The sequence below is a fragment of the Streptomyces sp. NPDC050485 genome, from assembly GCF_044458185.1.
In the GTDB taxonomy this organism is placed as follows: domain Bacteria; phylum Actinomycetota; class Actinomycetes; order Streptomycetales; family Streptomycetaceae; genus Streptomyces.
Genome location: NZ_JBITHR010000055.1, coordinates 1 through 21,269, shown reverse-complemented (window position 1 = coordinate 21,269; position 21,269 = coordinate 1). Strand labels below are relative to the sequence as shown.

Here is a 21,269-nt window from a genome sequence, read left to right as displayed (position 1 = left end):
CCCCGCGGAGCGGGTACCACAGCGCTGCGCGCTGTGCAGGGACAAGCCTCGCTGCGCTCGGCTTGAACCCCCGTGCTGCGCACTGGGGTTGCTCCCGCTTCGCGGGAGACAGCCCTACGGGCTGGTGAAGTTCTGCGCGAAGCGCAGGACTTCACCAGCCCGGCTCAACAAAATGAGGCCGGCCGCTTCGCGGCCTGAGAGGGAGTCAGCTTCACAGCCTCGCTCGCTGTGATGTACCACCATCGGTCTGAAAACGCTTCATGCCTTCAATTCCCTTGCTTCGCAAGGGAATTCCCAATCACGCTTTACTTGAATCCCGAAAACCGGCATATCCGCTACGCTCCCATACCCCGGGGTAGAACATTTCCACTCACCCCATTCGAGTGACCGGCATGTTCACCCACACGACCAGAAAGTCCTGCGGCAACCTGGACCAACTGCCAAACCAACCTCGACTACCACAACACCAAAAAGGACCCTCATGCGCCATACCACCACAATCCTCCTCGCAACCACTGGTCTCGTCGTAGAGCCAGAGATGCCCCACTCCCCTCCTACGCCAGGACTGCTGGAAGGCATACGGATCCGGAAGCGGCCTGCGCCACAAAGCAGAAGGTACTGGTCGACCGTACGGCCCAGACGCCGGACGTTACCCGATCACAGCTACCCGGGAGGGCGGACGACACGGAGGTGTGCGGCCGGTTCAACTGCAGGTGCTGGGCGGCTGTTTCCCGGCGAAGCGGTCGGCAATCCAGGAAAGGGTGTCGGGGAGAGAAGGGTAGAGAACGCCGTTGTGGTCGTAGCCCTGGTACACGCGGTACTCCACCGACTGCCCCAGCGCGCACAGGCGGCGGGTCAGCCGCTGGGTGCGGTCGGTGGTGACGATCGGGTCAGCGGTGCCCTGCTGGATGAGCAGGGGTCCGAGCACCGGGCGGGTGCCCGGCTCGTTCCGGCTCAGGTACGGCGCCATCGTCGCCACACCGCCCTCGGTCACCAGGTCCTTGCCCAGCAGATCCCCGTACGTGGCGGCGACAACGGGCAGGCAGCCCTGGGCCAATACGGGGAGCCGGCCAACAGCAGCCGGGGTGAGTACGTCGTCGGGTGCAGGCGCCCGACGGCCAGCACCCGCACCCGCCACGATCAGGGCCACGGTGCCGGCCCCGGCCGACTGGTTCCCCAAGTCCGCGAACAACTCGGTGAGCTGGGAGGCAGGGGCTACCGCCACACCGCCACGGTAGCCCCGATCACCGTCACCTTGTTCCGCCCGGCGGGCCATCAACTCGGCCACGCCCAGCACCGCGTGCCCGCCCTGTGAGTGCCCCAGTGCCACCCAGTCACGGCCCAGTTCCGGAACGGCCTCGCGGGCGGCAGGCAGGGCATCGACCACGTCTTCCGCCTCGGCCCGCTTGGACAGGAACTCGACCGGGCCCCCATTCGCACCCAGGCCGGTGTAGTCGGTCGCCACCAGCGCATAGCCAGCGCGCACCACAGCGCGCAGATACCCGCCGTACCAGAGGTTCTTCATCAGCGAGGGGGCGCAGTCCCGGGCCACCCCGCTGGAGCCGTGGGCATCGGCCAATACCGGCCATCCGCCTGCGGGCGCCTGTCCCGCGGGCAGCACGACGACGCCGGACGTTGCCACATCCCGTCCGCGCGAGTCCCGCGAGTGGTAGAGAATCCGCAACGCCCGCATTCCCGCGTCGAGTTGGTAGTCCTGTGCCGCCTCGGCCCGGATGAGCGAGCCGACGGGTGCCCAGGGCAAGTCCTCGGGTACGTTGTAGAACGCGTCCCGGTCCAGCGCGTTGGCACGCTGCTGCGCCCACGCCCGATCCACGCTGCACTGGTGATCGCAGGCGTCCGCCGCGGCAGGGGGAACCGTCATCGCGGACAGAACGGCCAGGGTTAGGGCAGCAAACGCCCCGCGCGCGCTGCGGCGTATTCGTGATCGGGTGGTCATGAACAGATCATGCAAGACGTCGGGCGAACGGGTTCTGATCCTCATTCCGGGTTCGACCAGATCTCCAGCCGGCCGGGCTGGCCAGGCGCGGTTGGGGCGGTCAGTCCCGTGCTCATCCCCAGCTTATTTGATGCAGCATGTAGTGTTCTCGGAACATGAAGGGTGCCGCAGAGACTGTCATCAGCGCCCGTGTCGACGACCAGTGAAACTGCGCAGTGCTCAACCAATCTGCACAACCACAGGTCACAAGCCTGACGACTGCCCAGTTCCACTCACCGCCGACAAGAAGCTGCCAAATCCCCGACTACTCACTACCACTGACCACCCACCAGCCATACACACCAACAAACCAGCCATCACCCATATCGAACGGATTACCGGCAGCCCGAGCTGAGACTGATGACGTGACCTCAAGCGGGTTTGTTTTCGTGGGTCTTGAGGGGAGGCGGCACGGTGCCCACTGCCAGGACGTTGCCCTCCCTGATGTATCCGTCGGGGTCGTCGAGCGGGTGCCCCGGGGGGTCGGGGTTGAGGTAGTGGTGCCAGTCGGCGCTCAGGCCCAGGCCGAGGGCCTGGGTGGCGAGGTCTGCGCAGGCCTTCGTGTAGAAGTCTCGTACAGCGGGGCTCAGCGGGGCGTGGTGTTCGATGAGGACGGTCTGCTGCCGCACCCGGGTCAGCCCGGCCCGCCTGAGATGCCGGTACAGGTCGCCGGAGCGCAGGAGTTGGCGTGCGTAGCCGGGGGTCTCGGCCGCGGTGCGGAAGAAGTCGGTGAACAGGTAGGGGTCGCCGGGACGTGCGGTGATCAGGTGCGCGTCCAGGTCCTTGACCGCGACGATGCCTCCGGGACGTACTACTCGGGTCAATTCGGCCAGTACGGCGGCGAGTTCGTCATCGTTCAGATACTGGGTGGTGTTGGCGCACCAGGCGACGTCGAAGCTGTCGTCCGGGTGCGGCAGGTCGCGCAGGTCTGCCTGATGGACGTCCACGGGGCAGGGCAGTCGCCAGGCGCGGGCACGCCGGGCGGCCAGGGCCGCGTTGTCCGGTGCCAGGTCGACGGCGGTGATCCTGCCGTGGGGGCCGATGCCTGCGGCGATGTGGGGCAGGAAGTCGCCGGGCCCGCAGCCCGCGTCCAGGACGTGTGCGCCGGGCCGGATGCCCGCCTGGTCGAGCAGGTCGAGGTAGGGCGTCTCGCATGCTGTGAAGTGGGCGTCGACGATGGTGTGGTGGGTGAATCCCTGCCCCGTGGAGGAGGCGTGGCCCCAGGTCTGGCGGTCTTCGGTCAGCATGCGTGGGCTCCTAGTACGCGCAGGGCGTCGGTGACCGCTTGTGGTGCCTCCAGCGGTTGCAGATGGCCGGCGCCTTCGATGGTGATCAGTTGCCCGCCGGGCAGGGTGTCCGCCGTGTGGCGGGACTCCGCCGCGGTGACCAGTTCGTCCTCGTCTCCGGCGATCACCACGGCGGGTGCGCCGAGGCCGCGCAGAGTCGCTGTGGAGTCGGGGCGGTCCGCGATCGCCCGCTGCGCCCAGGCCAGGGCTGCGGGGTCGCACAGGTGCGCGTCGGCCAGCACCCGGGCCAGGACCTGGGGGTGCTTGTTCCGGGTCGTCGCGCCCACGAGCTGTGGTGTGGTCTGTTTCAGGACCGTCTCGCGTACGGCGTCGTCCTGGACGAGCTCGGCGAACCTCAGGCGCTGTGCGCGAGCCTGGGGGGCGTCGGCGGTGACGCGCGCGGACAGCAGTGCCAGGCCTGCGGTGCGGTCCGGATGACGGCGTACGAAGGCCATGGCGACGTACGCGCCCATGGACGATCCGACGAGCACGGCGCGGTCCGTGCCGCGGGCCGTGAGGGCCTCGGCGAGGTCGTCGGCGACGACGTCGAGCGAGGGGCGCGCCCGGCCGAGTGGTGTGCCGCCGAAGCCGCGTTGGTCGAAGGGGATGACCAGGTGGCCGGAGTCGGTCAGGGCGTGCTCCTGTTCCTGCCACATCGCTGAGTCCAGGGACAGGGCGTGCAGGAGCACGAACGGGACTTTCGTGCTGCGGGTCATGGGGTGGCCGCCGCTTCGGCCGTGCTGATGAAGTCCCGTACCGCAGGGGGCTGTTCGGCGGTGTGGAGCCAGGCCAGGGAGACCGGGGCCGCCGGCAGGTCGTGGATCGGCACCACGCGGATGCCGGGGGGTGCGATGTCGGCCAGGGAGATGAGCGAGATGTGGACGGCGTCGCCGCCGGCCACCAAGCGCATCATGTCGGGGACGGTGGTCACCCGGTGGCGGCGGTGGATGGGACGGCCCGAGGGAGTGTGCGCGGGCACGACCTCGTCCCATACGTAGGCGGGCATCTCACCGGGCCGGTCGAAGGCGTCGTGGTCGGCGAGTTCCTCGATGGAGACGGATTCACGGTGGGCCAGTGGATGGGAGGCGCTCATGACCACGGCGCGGGCATCGTGGGCAAGGGGCTTGCTGGTGACAAGGTCCGGTTCGTCGAGCCCGAACTTGACGACGATCAGGTCGAATTCACCGGCGCGCAGTTCCCGGAAGGGGTCGGCGATGTCGTACTGGCGCAGGAGTGTGGTGGTGTCGTGGCCGGCCATGGCGACGATGTGGGACGTCACCTCGGTGGAGCCGTGGTAACCGACGCGGATCGTGCCGGCGGGTGTGCGGGGCAGGGTCGTGTCAGGCACCGGTGACCTCCTCGGTCAGGGCGGCGGCTGCTTTCAGCCGTGTGGTGGGCCGGTGTTCGGTGACGACGCGCACCCTTTCCAGGGGTGCGGGCACCCCGAGGAGGCGGGGCACCTGGCGCAGGGTGAGGACACAACCGGGACCGATCAGGCCGTCCAGCACGGCCTCGACCAGTACGTGGTTGAGGTGCACGAGAGCGTCCGAGACGCTGCATTGTGCGGTGGCGAGGTACAGGTCGCGGTGGGTGTGCGCGCGGGGTGACGAGGGGGCGCCGGGGATCTCGATGGGCATGTCCGCGTGTGCCGGGATGCGGGCGGGGCCGTCGAAGAGCTTCAGCAGCCTGCGCAGGGCCGCCGTTTCCGCGGCCGGGCCGGGTTCGGTCCATGCGGCCGAGAGGTCTTCGGCGACGTGGGCGAAGCGGAAGCGGCCGGTCAGGTGGGCCGGGTTGCCCGCCAGGAAGACGGTCCGGGTGAAGGACGTCCGCCAGGCGCGTGCCCGGTCGGCGTCGAGGCTCAGGGCGTATTCGCAGGTGGCGAGGACCCATGCGGCGAGGTCGAACCGCTTGAGGATCACGACGGCCAGCGTGCCGTCCATCGGGTCCTGGCCCGCGATGTCGGACTGCGCGGCCAGCAGGCCGTCGAGCGTGGCGAGGTCGTGCCGGGTGGCGAGGTCGGGGCGGGCCGTGCGCAGGCGTCGGGCCGCCTGGTCGTACAGGCGTTGCTGGGTCGGTGTCATGGGGAGACCGCCGCCAGGAGGTCGCGGGCGGGTGCGGCACGGCGTTTGCCGAGCAGGCTCGTTGTCAGCCGGTACGGGTCGACGTACAGATGGTCCTTGCGGTGACGTGCCAGCTGGTGCGCCAGCTCGTCCGGGGACGGCCCGCGCGGTGCCGCGGCGAGCAGCCGCTCGGCGCGGGTGAAGCACTGGCGCAGCAGGTCGGGGCGGAAGGACTGCTGGTGGCCCGGGCCGAGGACGGCGATGAAGTACAGCCTCATGCCCAGGCGTACGGCGGCCGCGTCGTGGCCGGTGAGGGCCGCGTCCAGGAGGGCACCGGCGCCGTGGTCGGGCCGGGTGCCGTGGCGTGCCGAACGGATGCGGCCGTCGATCGGCACGCGGCCCACGGTGACGCGGCGCACGAGGGGGCCGAGTGCGCCCAGGACCCGGGCGAGCTGCTGGTAGTCGGGGTCGAGTTCGGTGTCGTACAGGAGGACGATCTCATCGAAGTCCGGTGCGAGGTGCATGAGTTCGCGCAGTGCGCAGGCCAGGTAGTTGGGGCGGCCGTCCGCGGTCACCAGTTGTCTGAGCGGCATGCCGTACCGGGTGAGGTCCAGGTAGACGGGGCCGCCGACCTCCCGCTGGTCCAGGCACATGGTCAGGCTGGTGAGCCTGCCGATCATCTCTTCGAGGCCCAGGCCTGGCGGCTGGTGGCTGCGCAGGCCCGGTTCGTGCAGGCCGAGGCGCGCGTAGTGCTCGGACCACAGCTCCAGGACGCGAGTGCCGGCGGGGTGCACCCAGCCGGTCTCGACCGCGTCGGCGTAGGGCCGCAGCGCCTGGGCCGGGGGACGCTCGGCCGCCGTGCGGAAGGTGGCGTAGAGCTCGCCGATGTGGTCCTCGGACAGGTCTCCGTAGTCGGTGTCGCCTCGGGTGCGGTCGAGGAACTCCCAGAATCCCAGGGTCTGTTCGGTGGGGTGGTAGGTGGTGTGGCTGTAGCGGTAGGTGACTTCGGCCAGGGGGCGGGTGGCGTGGTACATCGCATCGGTCCACAGCAGCCCCTTCAGATGGCTGGGGGTCAGGGGTTTGGACGGGGTCACCGTGATCGGTGCGAGCAGGACGCGGGGACGGGCGGTGCCGGTGGCCGCCGGTCGCGTGAGCCGGCTGGGGGCCTCCAGGGTGGGGGCGGTCATGTGTGCTTCTCCTTCGCTGCGGTGACGCCGCGTACGAAGGCGTCGCGGCCCGGTGGCCGGGGCGACCCGCACGGGGCGGGGGCTTGGTGGACGCGGGCGCGGAGCTTGTCGTCGTCGAGGAGCTCGGCGGGGGTGGTCAGGGTCATGAGCATGCGGGTGAGGGCTCGCCATACGGCTCCGTCGCCCTGGGCCGCCGCCGTGATCTGCTCGATGGTGGGCGAAGCCGCGTCGGGCGGTGTGCGCGGCGGCTGCGGCCTTCCGTCGCGGGCGGCCCGCCAGCGGGCCATGAGGATCCGGTCGCCGGCCACGGACTGCTCGTACCAGGGAAGGAGGAGCCCTTCGGTCATACGGGCCACGGCATGGCGCTGGGTCAGGTCGACGGCGGGGTTTTCGGCCAGCACGTCGGCGAGCCGGAAGGCGTGTTCGAGGGCGAGGGACATGCCCCGGCCGAACAGCGGGTTGGTGACGCAGGCCGCGTCGCCGACGGGGAAGAGACCGGCGACGGGGTGCTCCTGTCGGGGGCTCGCCGTGCCGTACAGGGCGTTGGGCGGGCTGGTGATCACGTGGACCGGCGTGATCGGCTCGCTGGCCTCCGGTGCCAGCCAGGGGGCGAGTCCCGGCGTCGCGGTGGCGGCCGCGGTGAAGCCGGCCGGGGTGCGCAGCGCGGACAGCGCCCGGTCGCCGGGGAGCGTGCCCAGGGCGATGGCGAACGTGTGGTGATCGCCGGGGTGCAGCACGCCCGCGTAGTGGTCCCAGATGCCGCCCACGCTGTTGCCGCGGTTGAGCGGCGTGGGCAGCTCACGCGCCTTCAGGCGGTAGTGACGGGTGTGACTTACGAGTCCCGAGGGGCTTGTGCGGTCGGGGGTGCGGGGGATACCGGCGTCGTCCAGCCAGGTCCGGGACAGGGCCCGGCGTCCGGTGGCATCGATGACGAGGTCGGCGCGGATCCGGTCGCCCGTGTGCGTGACGGCGGCGCGCACCCGGCGTCGGTCGGGGTCGAGTTCGAGGCCCGCGACGACGGTGTCGTGCCGGATGGTCACGCCGGGCAGCGCGCGGAGGTGGCGGTGGAGCAGGAGTTCCAGGGTGGCGCGGCGGCAGCCCAGGGCGACGAGCTCGTCGTCGGCCGGCTCCCGGGCGCTGTCGGTGGCGTCCGCCGGCAGCGCCGCGGTCATGTCCAGGATCGGCGCGCCCGCCGCGCGAGCCGCGGCCAGGAGCCCGGGCGCCCGCTCACGCAGGACGCGCACGCCGAGGCTGGTCAAGGTGTGCGAGTGCACGCCTTGGGGCACGGTCGGGCGCTGCCAGCGGGCCGCGGCCCGTGCGAGCGGGCCGTCGGGCGGGGGCGCCGCGCGTTCGAGCACCAGGACGCGGTATCCGGTCCGGGACAGGGCGAGGGCGCAGGCGAGTCCGGCGATGCTGCCGCCCGCGACGATTGCCGTGGGCATGGTCAACGCCGCCGTCCGTGCACGAAGAACACCCGGCGTTCGTCGGCGCGGTCGCGCGGCGGCACCGTGTCGGGCCAGCGTCCGAAGTCGGCGCCTGCTTCACCGGGTTGGGCCGCGCGCACATCGTAGCCGTGGGCATCGAAGAGGGCTTCGGGCTCGTCCGTGCCGAACAGCCAGGGGCAGCCCCATCCCGCGAACACGTCGAGCAGTGCCCGCATGTCCGGCCGGGTCAGCGTGGCGGCGTTGACGATGTCGGCGGCGATCCGACTGCCGGGGGCGGAAATCGCGGCCACCCGCCGCAGGATGCGGTGGGTGTCGGCCTCGGGGATGTAGTAGAGCAGCCCTTCGAGCAGCCAGGTCGAGGGGACGTTCGGGTCGTAGCCTGCGGCCTGCAGGGCGTCCTCCCAGTCGGGCGCGGTGAGGTCCACCGCGACCGTGCGGCGGTCGGCCCGGGGCGTGACGGCGGCCAGGCGTCGCTCCTTGTGGGCCAGGACGGCCGGGCGGTCGATCTCGAACCAGCGCAGCCGGTCGGGCCAGTCGAGACGGTAGGCGCGCGAGTCCATGCCGGCCGGTGCGAGGACGATCTGGGTGGTCTGCGGATCCCGGGCGGCCTGTTGCAGGTAGTCGTCGAAGAACCGGGTCCGGATCGCGTTGTAGTCGGGGGTGCTGGGCAGCGTGCGCTCCCGGCTGGGCGGGAAGGTGGCCGCGTGGATCTCGGCGAGCAGTTCGGGGCCTATGCCGTCGGCCAGCGCGGCGGCATAGGGGTCGTCGTACAGCCGGTCCGGGCGGCGGCTCTCGGTGGCGCGCAGCGCCGCGGTGAGCAGTGCCGTGCGTTCGACGGCATCCAGCGTGGTGCTCATGTCAGTCGGTCCTTCCCTCGACGGGGCGTTGCCGGGTACGGCCGGTCAGTCGGGCCCACTGCCCGGCGTCCTGCCAAAACAGGCGGTCCTTGACCTGGGTGGGGCGGATGCCGGTGGCGACCCGGTCGTGCCAGTCCCGCAGGAAGGCGTCCGCGTCGAGGCGGACCAGCCAGGGGGCGGCGAGGCGCCCCTGGGCACGGGCCGTGCGGTAGTCGGCCGACTGGCCGCGCAGGGCCCGGTCGAGGTGGGCGAGGAAGGCGGTGGCCTCGTCGTTGCTCCAGGGCGTGGGGCAGGCGACGGCGAACTCGTAGGTGGCGGGACGTCCTTCGGGCGCGACGGGCCGGCAGGCCGCGTTGCGCACCTCCAGCCCGGTGGCGTCCAGGGCCGAGCGCAGTGCCCTGATCACCTGGGCCTCGCGCAGCCGCTCCCCCGCGTGGTCGGAGCGGGTGGCGCGGCCCGCGTAGGCGAGGCGGGGCACGCCGTGGGCGTGGTCGACGACGCGTACGACGTCGCCGACCGCGTAGCGGTAGAGGCCGCCGACGTGGCTGAAGACGACGTGGTAGTCGCGTTCCGCTTCGAGTTCGTGGGGTCCCAGCGTGGCGGTGTCCGGGCCGAGGTCGTCGTCGGCGTCGGCGAACTCGAAGACCGACGCGGTGACCACCAGGCTGCCCGCGGTCGGATGGCGGTCCAGGGCCACGCCCACCGGTCCTTCGGAGGCGGCCACGGGGGCGGACAGGGCCGTGACGCCGGCGCCGAAGTCCTCGCGCAGGCGCGGCAGATAGAGCGAGGCGAGCCCGGTGGTCCAGCAGAACAGGGCGCGCATGTGGGGCCAGACGTGGGCCGGGCGCACCGTGCCGAACCGTTCGGCGATGTGCTCCAGCTCGGCCGCCCGCGCCGGATTGGGGGCTCCGTGCGGCCGCCCGTCGAGGGTGCCGTCCCGCAGGTCCTTGACGATGCGGGGCCACCACAGGTCGAGCTGGTACGGCAGGGCCGCGACCATCGCCGGGTTGATCCCGACGACGCAGCGGACGTCGGCCTCCGCGGCGAGGCGCAGCCGCAGGTACATCTTGCGCAGGTGCTCACCGTCCGTCGCGGGCACGGGCAGCGTGGCCCATGGCGCGCCGGTGCCGGGCTCGGCGGACAGCGGCTCGCCGAACTGGGTGCCGAAGTCGACCTGGCTGGCGCCGACATGGGGGCGGCCGGAGGCCGTGGTGGGCGGGGCGGCCGGTGGGTCGTGCTTGAGGTTGAGGACCGATCCGGGGGTGTTCAGGACGTCCGGAAAGTGCTCGATCAGGGGCGCCCAGGCCGCGTAGTAGAAGGGAAAGAACGTGGTGCGCATGAAGCGGGGCGTCACCGGGATCTTCTTGTGGGCGCCCGTGCTGCCGCTGCTGGTGAAGAACACCTTCGGCTGGTCGGCGCTCAGGACACCCCGCTCGCCGGCCGCGGCGCGTTCGATCCACGGTTCGAGATCCGGGTACGTCTGGATCGGGACGGCCTTGCGGTAGTCGTCGAGGGTGCGGACGCGGTCGAAGCCGTACTTCCGGCCGTACTGCGTGGCGGCGTTGAAGGTGAGCAGGTCGTCCAGTACGCGTCGCTGGTGGCCGGCCGCGTCGGCGAAGGAGGCCCGCAGCGTGTGGCGTTCGCCGAGGACGCGCCGGCGGTGGCGGCGCAGGCGGTCCGGGTTCGTCCAGTCCTCAGCGGAACTCATGGGCGAGCACCTCCTGGATCGCCGCCGCGGTGCGTGCCGGGGTGCCCTGTTCCTCTATCACCGAGACCGGCAGGTCCCGGATCTCGTCCCGCATGAGCTTGGCCAGGTCCTCCTGGTAGCGCCGGAAGCCGTCCCAGTCGGGGTGCGGGCCGTAGTGTTCGAGGACGTTGAGGTCGGCGCCGTCGTGGCTGCGCCGCCACGCGGTGTGCGGTGACACGTCGAGGTAGATGATCCGGCGCGGCTTGGGGAAGGACCGCCACCACGTGAGCATGGGGTGCTCGGGAACCCCGGCGAGTCGGCACTTGGCCAGCAGCTTGTAGTAGTAGGAGTCGACGACCGCGGGCTGCCCCGGGGCGCCGGCCAGGAGCTGGTCGCGCAGCTGCAGGACGGCGGTTTGCAGGAGCGTGCCGAAGAACTCCGGCGACCAGGCGCCGGCCCGGGCCGCCACGTCGGTGACCACGGCCCGGCGCAGCCGGCCGATCAGGGCGTGCTCGGGAGCCAGCTGCCCGTCGTCGACGGAGACGGGGCGCCACCGCGGTGCCTCGGCGAGCAGGCGGGCGAGGGCGGATGACTTTCCCGCGTAGTCGGGGCCGAGGAGCACACAGAACGGTGGCGCCTCGACGTCGTACGGATGGTGCTGCGGACAGGGGTTCGTGCGGTGCCGGGCGGCCATGTGCTGCGCCCCTTCCTTATTCCTTGAGGTGAGACCGGTCTGGCTCAGCGCCAGCCGGCCGGGCTGCGGTACGACGGCCGGTGGCGCCGCGCACGTCTTCGGTGCGGTCCGGCCGGGTGTGGCTCCTCGTCGGACGCCGTGCGGGCTGTGTGCTGGGCCATCAGGACGGCGGTCAGGGCGGCGAGTTCGTCGTGGGTGGGGGCGCCCTTGACGACGCGGATCGGCGAGCGAGTCATGGCCGAGCTCCTTTCTTGCGGGCAACTACCCGGCGTTGTAAGTCAGTTGACGCTCCGTACGATGTGGGGGTACTCCTCGTCGTCCGGGTGGTCGTGCTCGTGGACGTCACGGATGGCTGGGTGCGCGAGAGTTCGGGCGGTGCCGCGCAGGAAGGCGGTCAGGGTGTCGGGGTGCGGGGCGGTACGCAGATCGTGGTTGAGCGTGCTCACGGCTCGTCTCCCGTTTCTGTGAGGGGCCTGGGCGCCGGACGATCACTGCGGTGGGTTCCCGTGCTTGCGGTCGGGGCGGTCGGCCGGCTTGGCGCGCAGCATGCGCAGGGAGCGGATCAGTACGTCGCGGGTCGCCGCGGGGTCGATCACGTCGTCGACCAGGCCGCGTTCTGCGGCGTAGTAGGGATGCATCAGCTCGTCGCGGTACTTCTTGACCAGGTCGGCCCGCGTGGCCTCCGGGTCGTCCGCGGCGGCGATCTGCCGCCGGAAGATCACGTTGGCGGCGCCCTCCGCGCCCATCACCGCGATCTCGTTGGACGGCCAGGCGAAGGCGAGGTCCGCGCCGACGCTGCGGGAGTCCATCACGATGTACGCACCGCCGTACGCCTTGCGGAGCACCAGGGAGATCCGGGGCACCGTCGCGTCGCAGTACGCGTACAGGAGCTTGGCCCCGTGGCGGATGATGCCGCCGTGCTCCTGGTCCACGCCCGGCAGGAAGCCCGGCACGTCGATGAGGGTGACCAGGGGGATGTTGAAGGCGTCGCACAGCCGGACGAACCTGGCGGCCTTCTCCGAGGCGTGGATGTCCAGGACGCCGGCGACGGACTGCGGCTGGTTCGCCACCACGCCCACGGTGTGGCCGTCGAGGCGGGTCAGCGCGCAGATGATGTTGGTCGCCCAGCGTTCGTGGACCTCCATGAACTGGCCGTCGTCGGCGATCTCACCGATGACGGCACGCATGTCGTAGGGGCGGTTGCCGTCGGCCGGCACCAGGTCGAGCAGTTCGTCGCAGCGGCGGTCGGCCGGGTCGCCGCAGTACTCGGCGGGCGGGGCTTCCTGGTTGTTCTGCGGCAGCAGCGACAGCAGGAAGCGCACCTCCTCCAGGCAGGTGTGTTCGTCGTCGTACGCGAAGTGGGCGACGCCACTGGTCTGCGCGTGCACGTCCGCGCCGCCGAGGCCGTTCTGGCTGATCTCCTCGCCGGTGACCGCCTTGACCACGTCGGGTCCGGTGATGAACATCTGCGAGGTCTCACGGACCATGAACACGAAGTCGGTGAGGGCCGGGCTGTACGCGGCGCCACCGGCGCACGGGCCGAGCATCACGCTGATCTGCGGGATCACCCCGGACGCCCTGGTGTTGCGGCGGAAGATGCCGCCGTAGCCGGCGAGCGCCGTCACGCCTTCCTGGATGCGGGCGCCGGCGCCGTCGTTGAGGGACACCAGGGGGGCGCCCGCCGTGATCGCCATGTCCATGATCTTGTGAATCTTCTGGGCGTGCGCCTCGCCCAGGGCGCCGCCGAAGATGCGGAAGTCGTGCGCGTACACGAAGACCATGCGGCCGTGCACGGTCCCCCAGCCGGTGATGACGCCATCGGTGTAGGGCTTCTTGTGCTCAAGGCCGAAGCCGGTGGCCCGGTGCCGGCGCAGCGGCTCCACCTCGGTGAACGAGCCCTCGTCCAGCAGGATTTCGATGCGCTCGCGGGCGGTCAGCTTGCCCTTGTCGTGCTGCGCCCGGGTGGCCTGCGCGCTGGGTCCGGCCGCCGCCAGCTCGCGCAGCGCGTGCAGCTCGGCGACGCCGCCGCGCACGGTGGCGAGCGGAATGTCCTGGAGCGCGGTCATCGGGCCGGCCCTCCGGCCGGGATGTCGGCGCCCAACTGGGAGTACACGTCGAGGAGATCGTCGGAGAGCCAGTACTCGGCGATGCGGCCGGACTCGTCCACGCGCAGGATGTCGGCGCCGCGCAGGGTGATCGGGGTGCCGGGCGGGGCGCTCGCCCCCTGCGGGCGGCCCCCTTCCCAGACGCCGCGGAAGATCCAGCGGCCGATGAGATGGCCGTCTGCGGCGAACGGGCCGAGCGTGGTGGCGATCCGCGCATCGCCCCGGTAGGAACCGCGGAACAGGGCTATCCAGTCCGTGAACTGACGTGGCGTGCGAATGCTGTCCGCCGGCGGCATCCCCACTTCGGGCAGGTGCACGCGCAGGCTGGGGGCGAGGATGTCGTCCGCCGCCGCCCGGTCGCCGTTCCACATGTCCATCCACCGCTGCCACAGCGCGAGGTGGCTCGGCGCCGCCGGCCCTTGACGCTGTTCCGGGGTCGGGGTCGGGGTCGGGGTCGGTGGGGTATCGAGTCGTACGTCTGTCATGAGGTCCTCCCGTTGTGCCGGTCGGTTCGCCTGCGGGACCGGCTGGATGTCGTCTCGCGGAGCCGCGGCGCTCAGCCGACGGTCATGGGGTGGTCGCGGTCGATCGGGCCGAGCGGTGAGGCGCCGCCGGGTGACCCGAGGCCGGCGAAGAACGCGGCGTTCGCCGTGCGGTACTGGGCCCACTGCTCGGGGGTGTCGTCCTCGTGGAAGATCGCCTCCACGGGGCACACCGGCTCGCAGGCGCCGCAGTCGACGCATTCGTCGGGGTGGATGTACAGGGCGCGCCGGCCCTCGTAGATGCAGTCGACCGGGCACTCCTCGATGCAGGACTTGTCTTTCACGTCGGTGCAGGGTTGGGCGATGACGTAGGTCACTGACGGCTCCGTGGTGGCCTCGGGTGGGCCGCCCCGGCGGGGCGGGTCCCGCCGGGGACGGGGCGGCGGCAGGTGAGGCGCATCGTCGGCTCCGTCCGTCGGCACCGCAGCCCTGCGGTGGACTGCCGTGACTCCACAGACCGCCGGCACGTCCCGGCAGATACAGCCCCCCTGTGCCCGGCGCATCACACTCCCCCGCATGTGACGCAGGTCACCTGCGATGCCTGTACGCGGGTGTGAGGTCCCCCGCTCTGTTCGTGTGCAGCGCGACAGAGGACCCACAGGAGGACGGGCATGCGTTTCGGATCGGACCTGACCATAAGGTCGGCGCACGCGTGGCTGCCGCCCACGCGCCGCACTGCGGCCGATGCCGTACGTGCCAACGAGGTCGGTGCGGCCGATGCCGCCGCGTGCGGGGCCGTGGAGGTCCCCGTGTCGACGGACACCGCCGGGCCTCAGCTCGCGGTGCGTGCCGCGCGGATCGTCCTCGCCGAGGCGGGCGTCCCCGCGCACGACATCGATCTGCTGATCCACGGCTGGATCCACTTCCAGGGCCACGACTTCTGGTCACCGGCGCACTTCGTCGCCGATCAGGTCGGTGCCGACCGCGCCGTCCCGGTCGGACTCCAGCAGATGTGCCACGTCGGGGCCATGGCGCTGCACACGGCCGCCGTCCAGATGGCGGGCGACCCCTCGGTGCGCACCGCCCTGGTGACCACCGGGGACCGGCTGAGCCTGCCCGGCTTCGACCGCTGGCGCAGCGACTACGACGCGGTGTTCGGCGACGCCGGGACGGCCCTGCTGCTCACGCGGTCGGGTCCCGGGCTGCGCCTGGTGGCGAGCCGTGTCGTCGCCGCACCGGAGCTGGAGTACATGTACCGGGGCGACGACGAGTTCGCGGACGCCCCGCTCACACACTCCACGCCCATAGACGCACGGCGCACCAAGAAGGCCTTCCTGGCCGCGGGCGGGATGGCCCGCTTCGCGGAGATGGGCCCGCCGAAAATACGCGAGGCCCTGCTGGGCGCCCTGGAGGACGCCCAGCTGTACCCGGACGACCCGCGCATCCGGTGCGCGCTGCTGTCCCGGCTCGGTCCCAAGACCCTCGGGATGCTCTACCGGCCGGTCATGGAGGACGTGCTCAAGGCCGAGGTGCTGCGCCTGGGCGAGCGCACCGGGCATCTCGGAGGCGGTGACGCCATAGCCAACATCGCCGACCTGCGGCAGCAACAGCTGCTCGCACCGGGCGAGTTCGCGCTCAGCCTCAGCGGCGGCGGCGGCTTCACCTGGTCCTGCGCCGTCGTGCAACGCCCCGAGGACTGCTGAGGTGTCGCGGCCGCACCGCGACAGAACCCCCGCCGCCCGTCCGTCGAACCCTTCACTTCCTGCCCCTTGAGGACGTCATGACTACGCACCCGAGCACCACCACGGCCACGACGACCACGGACCCCGAGCGCGTCCGCGACCTGTGGCACGCCTGGAACGCCTTGTGGAACGGGGAGTTGGACCTCTCCCGTGCCCACGAGGTGATCGCCGACGACTTCACCGTCCACGCCACCAGCCTCGCCGACCGGATGGCGACCGCCGACACTGCCTCGATCACCGACCGGGACGGACTCACCGCCTGGATCGCCAAAACCCGGTCCGCCCTCACCGAGCTGCGCTTCACCGACGAGCCCGGACCCATCGTCGACGGCGACCTGGTGGCGGGCCGCTACCGCGCCACCGCCGTGCACCGCGGTGGCGCGCCCGGTGCCACCGCGGCGCTGGGCACCCGCACCGAACACGTCGGCATCAACATCCTGCGCGTCGAGAACGGCCGGTTCACCGAGTACTGGACCGTCGCGGACACCTTGGGCCTGCTGACCCAGCTGGGTCTGATCCCGTCCTGACCATCACCGGCAACTCCCCTCTGAAAGGCACATCATGACCACTGCACAGGTGGACACCCCCCCGGTGGCCGCCCCGGTCCGCCCGGACCGGCGCAGGACACTGGCCGCCGGTGTGATCTCGGCCGGCATCCTCATCTCCACACTCGATCTGACCATCGTCAACGTGGCCTTCCCCGCCATCAGCGCGGACTTCGCGGGCGCCACGGCGGCCAGCCTTTCGTGGGTGCTCAACGGCTACGCGATCGTCTTCGCCGCCCTGCTCATTCCCGCCGGACGGTTCGCCGACCGGTACGGCATGAAGAGCGTCTTCCTCGCCGGGCTCGCACTGTTCACGCTGGCCTCCGGGCTGTGCGCGATCGCGCCGTCGCTGACCTTCCTGATCGCCGCACGTGTCCTGCAATCGGTGGGCGCGGCGGCACTGGGCCCCACCTCGATGGGGCTGCTGATGGTGACGTACGGGCCGGGGCAGCGCGCCGCGGCGATGCGGGTGTGGGCGACGGCCGCCGGCACGGCCGCGGCCTCCGGGCCCCTTGTCGGCGGCGTGCTGGTCAACGTCTCCTGGCCCTGGATCTTCATCGTCAACCTGCCCATCGGCGTGCTCGCCCTGATCCTCGGCGTGAAGGTACTCGGCACCGGCGCGGCGTCCAAGGAACGGCCGGCGATGCCCGACCTGCTGGGTTCCGTGCTGCTCGCCGTGGCCATCGGTCTGCTGTCGCTCGGCATCGTGCAGGCCCCGGCCTGGGGTTGGGGCTCGGCGCGTGTGGTGGGCAGCCTGGTCGGCGCGGTGGTGCTGACCGCAGTGCTGCTGCGGCGCTCGGCACGCCATGCGAGCCCGGTGGTCGATCTGGCGCTGCTGCGCATCCGCGACTTCTCGATCGCCAATGTGGCCTCCGCCCTGTACTACGTGAGCTTCGCGGCCACGGTGCTCTCGGTGTCGCTGTGGTGCCAGGACATCTGGGGCTGGTCGGCCCTGGCGACCGGTCTCGCCATGGCGCCGGGGAACCTGCTGCTGCCGTTCCTCTCGGCCCTCTCCGGCAAGCTGGCGGCACGCGTGGGCCAGGTGTGGTCCGTGGCGCTCGGCTCCGGGGTCATCGCGATCGGCGCCGGCTGGTGGGCGCTGGCGGTCACCGTGCACCCGGACTACGTGTGGGGGATGCTGCCCGGTGTACTGCTGACCCGGATCGGCATGGGGCTGTCGCTGGCACCGCTGATGGGCGCGAGCGCACGCGAACTGCCGCCGGCCTCGGTGGCGACCGGCTCCGGGCTGAACAACATGGTGCGCCAGGTCGGCTTCGTCCTCGGCGTGTCCGTGCTGATCGCCATCATCGGCACCCCGGGCGGCGGCACAGCGGCGCTGGACGCCTTCCGCGCCGGGTGGTGGTTCACCGCGGCAGCGGCGGCCGCCACCTCGCTGGCGGCACTGTTCCTCCGCCCCGACCGTCCCGCACGGCCCGCCAAGGCAGGCTGACCTCGCACGCACCGGGGCCCCGCACCTTCCAGGTGCGGGGCCCCGGTGCGTTGCCCAGGAGGGCTGGGTGTGGTGGTCGGGCAAGCTCCGGCTACCCGACCGGCACGGCTAGGACGCGGCAACAGGCCTGCCCGCTCCAGTGGTTGGCCGCTCGGGCAGCCGGACCCGGAGCTGGGCGTAGACGTCCAGGAGGTCGTCGGAGAGCCAGTACCCGTCGATCCTGCCCTCGTCGTCGAGGCGGAGCACATCCGTGCCGCTGTAGCGCACCGGCGCCCCGGGCTCGGCCCGGACGCCCGGCGGGCGGGCGCCGCCGTCCCACTTCGCCTCGCAGCACCAGCGGCCGGTCAGGTACCGGCCTCCGTCGGCGTCCCGCACGGCGAACGGCCCCAGCACGGTAGTGAACCGCGCTTCGCGGAAGGTGGTCCGGAACGAGACGATCCACGAAGCGAGCGCGGCCCCGTCCCTGATCGTCGCGCCATCGGGCATGCCCGCGGTCGGCAGGCGGGTGTGCAGTTCCTCGCCGATCAGATCCGCGGCCGCGGTGAAGTCACCGTTCCACAGGTCGATCCAGCGATCCCACACCTCGGCCCCGCCGTCCACCTCCCCCGCCCGCTCCCCGTCGCGCCGTGCCTGCCCGGCCCCGGTGCTCTCGTCGAGCCGGCGGTGCCACACGTCGTCCATCGTCTCCTCCTTGGTGACGGTCCTGCCCTGGCCCCGCTACAGATCGCCGCAGTTCCACGGCAGGTACAAGGCCCTGCGGAGGTATCCAGCACCCACGGGACCGGATCTGTACGGGTGTTGGAACGGAATCGAGCGAGGAGAGCAGACATGACCGATCCGATACGCCGCGTGGCGATCGTCACCGGCGGCAGTCGCGGCATAGGACGCGCCGTCGCCGTACGACTCGCCGCCGAGGGCTACGACATCGGGTTCTGCGCGCGCAGCGAGTCGGCGGCCGCGCGGGAGACCGCCGATCTGATCCTCGGCCAGGGCGCCCGGTACCTCTTCGACGCCTGCGACGTCGCCGACCACGAGTCGGTGAATACCTTCGTCAAGCGCGTCGAGGAAGAACTCGGCCCCGTGCGGGCACTCGTCAACTCGGCCGGGATCGTCAAGGACAACGCCCTGGTGATGATGCCGGTGGCGGACTGGCGCAGCGTCATCGACACCAACCTGACCGGCACCTTCAACTTCTGCCGGGCGGTGGGCTTTCCCATGCTGAAACGGCGCACCGGCACGGTCGTCAACATCTCGTCCGTGGCCGGCGTGTACGGGCATGCCACCCAGGCCAACTACGCGGCCTCCAAGGCGGGTGTGCACGGCATGAGCCGCACCTTCGCCAAGGAGACGGCCCGCTACGGCATCCGCGTCAACGTCGTGGCGCCCGGCTTCATCGACACCGACATGACGGACCAGCTGTCCGACCGCGCCCGCAAGGAGGCCCTGGGCATGGTGCCGATGCGCCGCTTCGGCACCGCCGAAGAGGTGGCGGACCTGACCGCGTTCCTGGTGTCCGAGCAGGCCGCCTACATCACCGGGCAGGTGTTTCAGGTGGACGGCGGCGTCGCCCTGTGAGGCCGGCCACGGGCCGGCTGCCGCCGGACGGCCTCGACGTGTGGTGGATGGCCGTACCTCCCCGACAGGACGCCGAGGCCGACCGGCGCACCACCGAGTGGGCGCAGGCTCTGCTGGACCCGCTGCAGACACAGCGGGCCGCACGGCTGCGCCAGCCCGAGCGGCGGCACCGGTTCATCTCGGCCCATGCCGGGCTGCGCCTGTTGCTCTCGCACTACCTGGGCGCCGCCCCGGCACGCGTCGCCCTGCACCGGGCCGCCTGCGGCCATTGCGGCGGCGCACACGGCAAGCCCTATGCGGAGGACGGCGCGCTGCACTTCTCCATGTCGCACTCCGGCCAGGGCGTGCTGTACGCGTTCGCGCCCCGGCCGGTGGGCATCGACCTGGAGACCGCGCCGCTCCGGGCGGGCGCGGAGGACCGGCTGGCCGGCTATCTGCACCCCGAGGAGCAGACCGATCTGGCGGCGCTGCCGCCGGGCGAGCGGGCCTCCGCGTTCCTGCGCTGCTGGGTGCGCAAGGAGGCCTATCTCAAGGGCATCGGCGTCGGTATCGCGCACGGTGTCGACGGGGTCCGGGTGGGCCTCGGCGCCCGCCCGGGACGGCCGGGCGCGGTGTCCGAAGGGGACGGCGGCTGGCGCCTGGTGGATGTGAACGTCCCCACCGGGTACGTCGCCGCGGCCGCGTACCCGGGCGACCGGCCCCGGCTGCGCGGCCGGGTGCTGCCGCTGACTCGTGCGCTCGCGTGAAGTTCGAACCCGGACTTCGAACCCCGAACAAGGACGCGGGCCGGTACGGTGCGGATATGGCCCGCACCGTACCGGCCCGCCGTGGCGAAGGAGGCAGTTCCATGGACGAGAAGACGTTGGTGACATGGCTGCGCGAGGCCGCGGCGGACGAGCCTCCGGCCGCGCTGGTCCATGAGGTCGCGTCCTGGCCGGCCCCGGGCACCGCGCGGTGGTCCGCCGACGGCGGGTGTGTGGAGGAGTAGGTCGAGATGCACGGCCCGGCTCCGGCCCCGGGAGGGTGAGCTGACGCCCGGCGGGCGCGCGCCTGGTGGCGGCGACGCCAGTGGGACCAGGTCATTGCCCGGTCGCGGTCCGGAGCACGGCGGCGCGGTCCGGCCGCCGACGCCCGGCCGATGAGGTGGTCGATGCGCGGGCCGTGGACCTGCGTGTCAGACGCCGCGGACCCGGGCGGGGTTCAGACACCGGCTCTTACTCCTCGCCGCCGGGGCGAGCCGCACGCAGCGAGGCGAGTTCCTCCGCCAGGCGGCGCAGTGCCCGGCCCCGGAGTGGTCCCACGGAGCCGCGGGCGACGCCCAGCGTGCGACTGATCTCGTCGTAGCCGGGGGCCGGGTCCGCGCTGATCAGGGCCAGCAGGGCCTGGTCGCGGGACGGCAGCCGACGCAGCGCGGTGTGGACCTCGGCGCGGCGTTCATGACGGAGCACGTGGTGATCGGGGGCGTCGCCGGGCTCGGTCGACTGGCGTTCGAACTTGGCGCTGTCCCCGATCGGGAGGTACCGGCCCTCGCGGGCCAGTTGCTTGAGGCTCTCGCGGCGGGCGCAGGTCGTCAGCCAGTCCGCGAAGCGGTGCGGCTCGCGCACCTTGGCCAGGTGCTGATATGCCCTCAGCCAGGTGAGCTGGTAGACCTCTTCACAGTCCTGGTTGCCGAGACGGTGGGACCGGGCGATCTTCCACACCAGCGGGGAGTACCTCTCGACCAGGGCCCGCCAGGCGGGCTGCGCACCCTCAAGGCATCGACGTACCAGGGTCGCGGTGTCCGCGACGGCATCCGTCTCCTTGGCGCATGTGAGCGCCTGCGCCGGGGACGTCATGGGGCTCGCCTCCTTCCGGAGTGGTTGTCTCTCGTGGTGGGGTCATTTCGGTTTCTTCGGGCAGGGTTTCGGGGGGGGGGGGGGGGGGGGGGGGGGGGGGGGGGGGGGGGGGGGGGGGGGGGGGGGGGGGCGCGGCGCGGGCCCCGGCCCCGCCGCCCGCGCCCCCCCCCCCCCCCCCGCCCCGCCCCCGGCGGGCCCCCCCCCCCCCCCGGGCCCCCCCCCCCCCCCCGGGGGCGGGGCCCCGGTGCGTTGCCCAGGAGGGCTGGGTGTGGTGGTCGGGCAAGCTCCGGCTACCCGACCGGCACGGCTAGGACGCGGCAACA

The 21,269-nt window shown here is 71.9% G+C and carries 23 protein-coding genes; 6 read left to right on the top strand and 17 right to left on the bottom strand.

Annotated elements, in window-relative coordinates; translation table 11 throughout:
- Positions 1-703: 703 nt before the first annotated feature.
- From ACIBK6_RS41475 to fdxA, 15 genes are all read right to left on the bottom strand, one after another.
- Complete coding sequence (locus ACIBK6_RS41475; RefSeq protein WP_399058541.1) at positions 704-1,957, bottom strand: lipase family protein; 1,254 nt, start codon at positions 1,955-1,957, stop codon at positions 704-706.
- Between the two features lie 410 nt (positions 1,958-2,367).
- Positions 2,368-3,243: a class I SAM-dependent methyltransferase gene (locus ACIBK6_RS41470; RefSeq protein ID WP_399058539.1), complete on the bottom strand. Its 876-nt coding sequence runs from the start codon at positions 3,241-3,243 to the stop codon at positions 2,368-2,370.
- Positions 3,237-3,998 carry an alpha/beta fold hydrolase gene (locus ACIBK6_RS41465; protein WP_399058537.1) on the bottom strand — a complete coding sequence of 254 codons (762 nt, stop codon included), beginning with the start codon at positions 3,996-3,998 and terminating at the stop codon, positions 3,237-3,239. The genes ACIBK6_RS41470 and ACIBK6_RS41465 overlap by 7 nt, the downstream gene beginning before the upstream one ends.
- Positions 3,995-4,630, bottom strand: coding sequence for a substrate-binding domain-containing protein (locus ACIBK6_RS41460; RefSeq protein WP_399058535.1), 636 nt, complete (start codon positions 4,628-4,630; stop codon positions 3,995-3,997). The genes ACIBK6_RS41465 and ACIBK6_RS41460 overlap by 4 nt, the downstream gene beginning before the upstream one ends.
- On the bottom strand, positions 4,623-5,363 hold the full coding sequence (locus tag ACIBK6_RS41455; protein WP_399058533.1) for a DUF6182 family protein: 741 nt from the start codon (positions 5,361-5,363) through the stop codon (positions 4,623-4,625). The genes ACIBK6_RS41460 and ACIBK6_RS41455 overlap by 8 nt, the downstream gene beginning before the upstream one ends.
- Positions 5,360-6,529 (bottom strand): hypothetical protein, encoded by a 1,170-nt coding sequence (locus ACIBK6_RS41450; protein ID WP_399058531.1) that lies wholly within the window; start codon positions 6,527-6,529, stop codon positions 5,360-5,362. Before ACIBK6_RS41450 ends, ACIBK6_RS41455 begins: the two co-directional genes overlap by 4 nt.
- Positions 6,526-7,971: an NAD(P)/FAD-dependent oxidoreductase gene (locus ACIBK6_RS41445; protein WP_399058529.1), complete on the bottom strand. Its 1,446-nt coding sequence runs from the start codon at positions 7,969-7,971 to the stop codon at positions 6,526-6,528. Before ACIBK6_RS41445 ends, ACIBK6_RS41450 begins: the two co-directional genes overlap by 4 nt.
- Positions 7,972-7,973: 2 nt before the next feature.
- Positions 7,974-8,831: an SAM-dependent methyltransferase gene (locus tag ACIBK6_RS41440; protein ID WP_399058527.1), complete on the bottom strand. Its 858-nt coding sequence runs from the start codon at positions 8,829-8,831 to the stop codon at positions 7,974-7,976.
- A 1-nt stretch (position 8,832) separates the two neighbouring features.
- Positions 8,833-10,539 carry a GH3 auxin-responsive promoter family protein gene (locus ACIBK6_RS41435; RefSeq protein ID WP_399058525.1) on the bottom strand — a complete coding sequence of 569 codons (1,707 nt, stop codon included), beginning with the start codon at positions 10,537-10,539 and terminating at the stop codon, positions 8,833-8,835.
- A complete protein-coding gene (locus ACIBK6_RS41430) occupies positions 10,526-11,212 on the bottom strand; it encodes a hypothetical protein (protein WP_399058523.1) in 687 nt (228 codons plus the stop codon). Before ACIBK6_RS41430 ends, ACIBK6_RS41435 begins: the two co-directional genes overlap by 14 nt.
- A gap of 44 nt (positions 11,213-11,256) precedes the next feature.
- A complete protein-coding gene (locus tag ACIBK6_RS41425) occupies positions 11,257-11,448 on the bottom strand; it encodes an acyl-CoA carboxylase subunit epsilon (protein ID WP_399058521.1) in 192 nt (63 codons plus the stop codon).
- 42 nt (positions 11,449-11,490) lie between these two features.
- Positions 11,491-11,658 (bottom strand): hypothetical protein, encoded by a 168-nt coding sequence (locus ACIBK6_RS41420; protein ID WP_399058519.1) that lies wholly within the window; start codon positions 11,656-11,658, stop codon positions 11,491-11,493.
- A gap of 42 nt (positions 11,659-11,700) precedes the next feature.
- A complete protein-coding gene (locus ACIBK6_RS41415; protein ID WP_399058517.1) occupies positions 11,701-13,278 on the bottom strand; it encodes an acyl-CoA carboxylase subunit beta in 1,578 nt (525 codons plus the stop codon).
- Entirely contained in the window at positions 13,275-13,802 is a 528-nt protein-coding gene (locus ACIBK6_RS41410; RefSeq protein WP_399058515.1) for an ester cyclase, read from the bottom strand. Before ACIBK6_RS41410 ends, ACIBK6_RS41415 begins: the two co-directional genes overlap by 4 nt.
- A 71-nt stretch (positions 13,803-13,873) precedes the next feature.
- Positions 13,874-14,176, bottom strand: a complete 303-nt coding sequence (gene fdxA, locus ACIBK6_RS41405) for a ferredoxin (protein ID WP_399058513.1) — start codon at positions 14,174-14,176, stop codon at positions 13,874-13,876.
- Between the two features lie 294 nt (positions 14,177-14,470).
- On the opposite strand from fdxA, the gene ACIBK6_RS41400 reads away from it, so the two are divergent.
- The 3 genes from ACIBK6_RS41400 to ACIBK6_RS41390 all read left to right on the top strand — a co-directional run bounded on the left by ACIBK6_RS41400 (position 14,471) and on the right by ACIBK6_RS41390 (position 17,536).
- Entirely contained in the window at positions 14,471-15,502 is a 1,032-nt protein-coding gene (locus tag ACIBK6_RS41400) for a ketoacyl-ACP synthase III family protein (protein ID WP_399058511.1), read from the top strand.
- Positions 15,503-15,579: 77 nt separating this feature from the next.
- Positions 15,580-16,068 carry an ester cyclase gene (locus tag ACIBK6_RS41395; protein WP_399058509.1) on the top strand — a complete coding sequence of 163 codons (489 nt, stop codon included), beginning with the start codon at positions 15,580-15,582 and terminating at the stop codon, positions 16,066-16,068.
- A 34-nt stretch (positions 16,069-16,102) separates the two neighbouring features.
- Entirely contained in the window at positions 16,103-17,536 is a 1,434-nt protein-coding gene (locus ACIBK6_RS41390) for a DHA2 family efflux MFS transporter permease subunit (RefSeq protein WP_399058507.1), read from the top strand.
- Between the two features lie 108 nt (positions 17,537-17,644).
- On the opposite strand, the gene ACIBK6_RS41385 is transcribed toward ACIBK6_RS41390, so the two are convergent.
- Complete coding sequence (locus ACIBK6_RS41385) at positions 17,645-18,217, bottom strand: hypothetical protein (protein WP_399058505.1); 573 nt, start codon at positions 18,215-18,217, stop codon at positions 17,645-17,647.
- A gap of 147 nt (positions 18,218-18,364) precedes the next feature.
- On the opposite strand from ACIBK6_RS41385, the gene fabG reads away from it, so the two are divergent.
- From fabG to ACIBK6_RS41370, 3 genes are all read left to right on the top strand, one after another.
- The gene (fabG, locus tag ACIBK6_RS41380; RefSeq protein ID WP_399058503.1) at positions 18,365-19,111 is read left to right on the top strand and encodes a 3-oxoacyl-[acyl-carrier-protein] reductase; all 747 of its coding nucleotides are present in this window, start codon (positions 18,365-18,367) and stop codon (positions 19,109-19,111) included.
- Complete coding sequence (locus ACIBK6_RS41375) at positions 19,108-19,857, top strand: 4'-phosphopantetheinyl transferase family protein (RefSeq protein WP_399058501.1); 750 nt, start codon at positions 19,108-19,110, stop codon at positions 19,855-19,857. Before fabG ends, ACIBK6_RS41375 begins: the two co-directional genes overlap by 4 nt.
- A gap of 101 nt (positions 19,858-19,958) precedes the next feature.
- A complete protein-coding gene (locus ACIBK6_RS41370) occupies positions 19,959-20,099 on the top strand; it encodes a hypothetical protein (protein ID WP_399058499.1) in 141 nt (46 codons plus the stop codon).
- A gap of 226 nt (positions 20,100-20,325) precedes the next feature.
- On the opposite strand, the gene ACIBK6_RS41365 is transcribed toward ACIBK6_RS41370, so the two are convergent.
- On the bottom strand, positions 20,326-20,946 hold the full coding sequence (locus ACIBK6_RS41365; RefSeq protein WP_399058497.1) for an RNA polymerase sigma factor: 621 nt from the start codon (positions 20,944-20,946) through the stop codon (positions 20,326-20,328).
- Positions 20,947-21,269 lie beyond the last annotated feature (323 nt).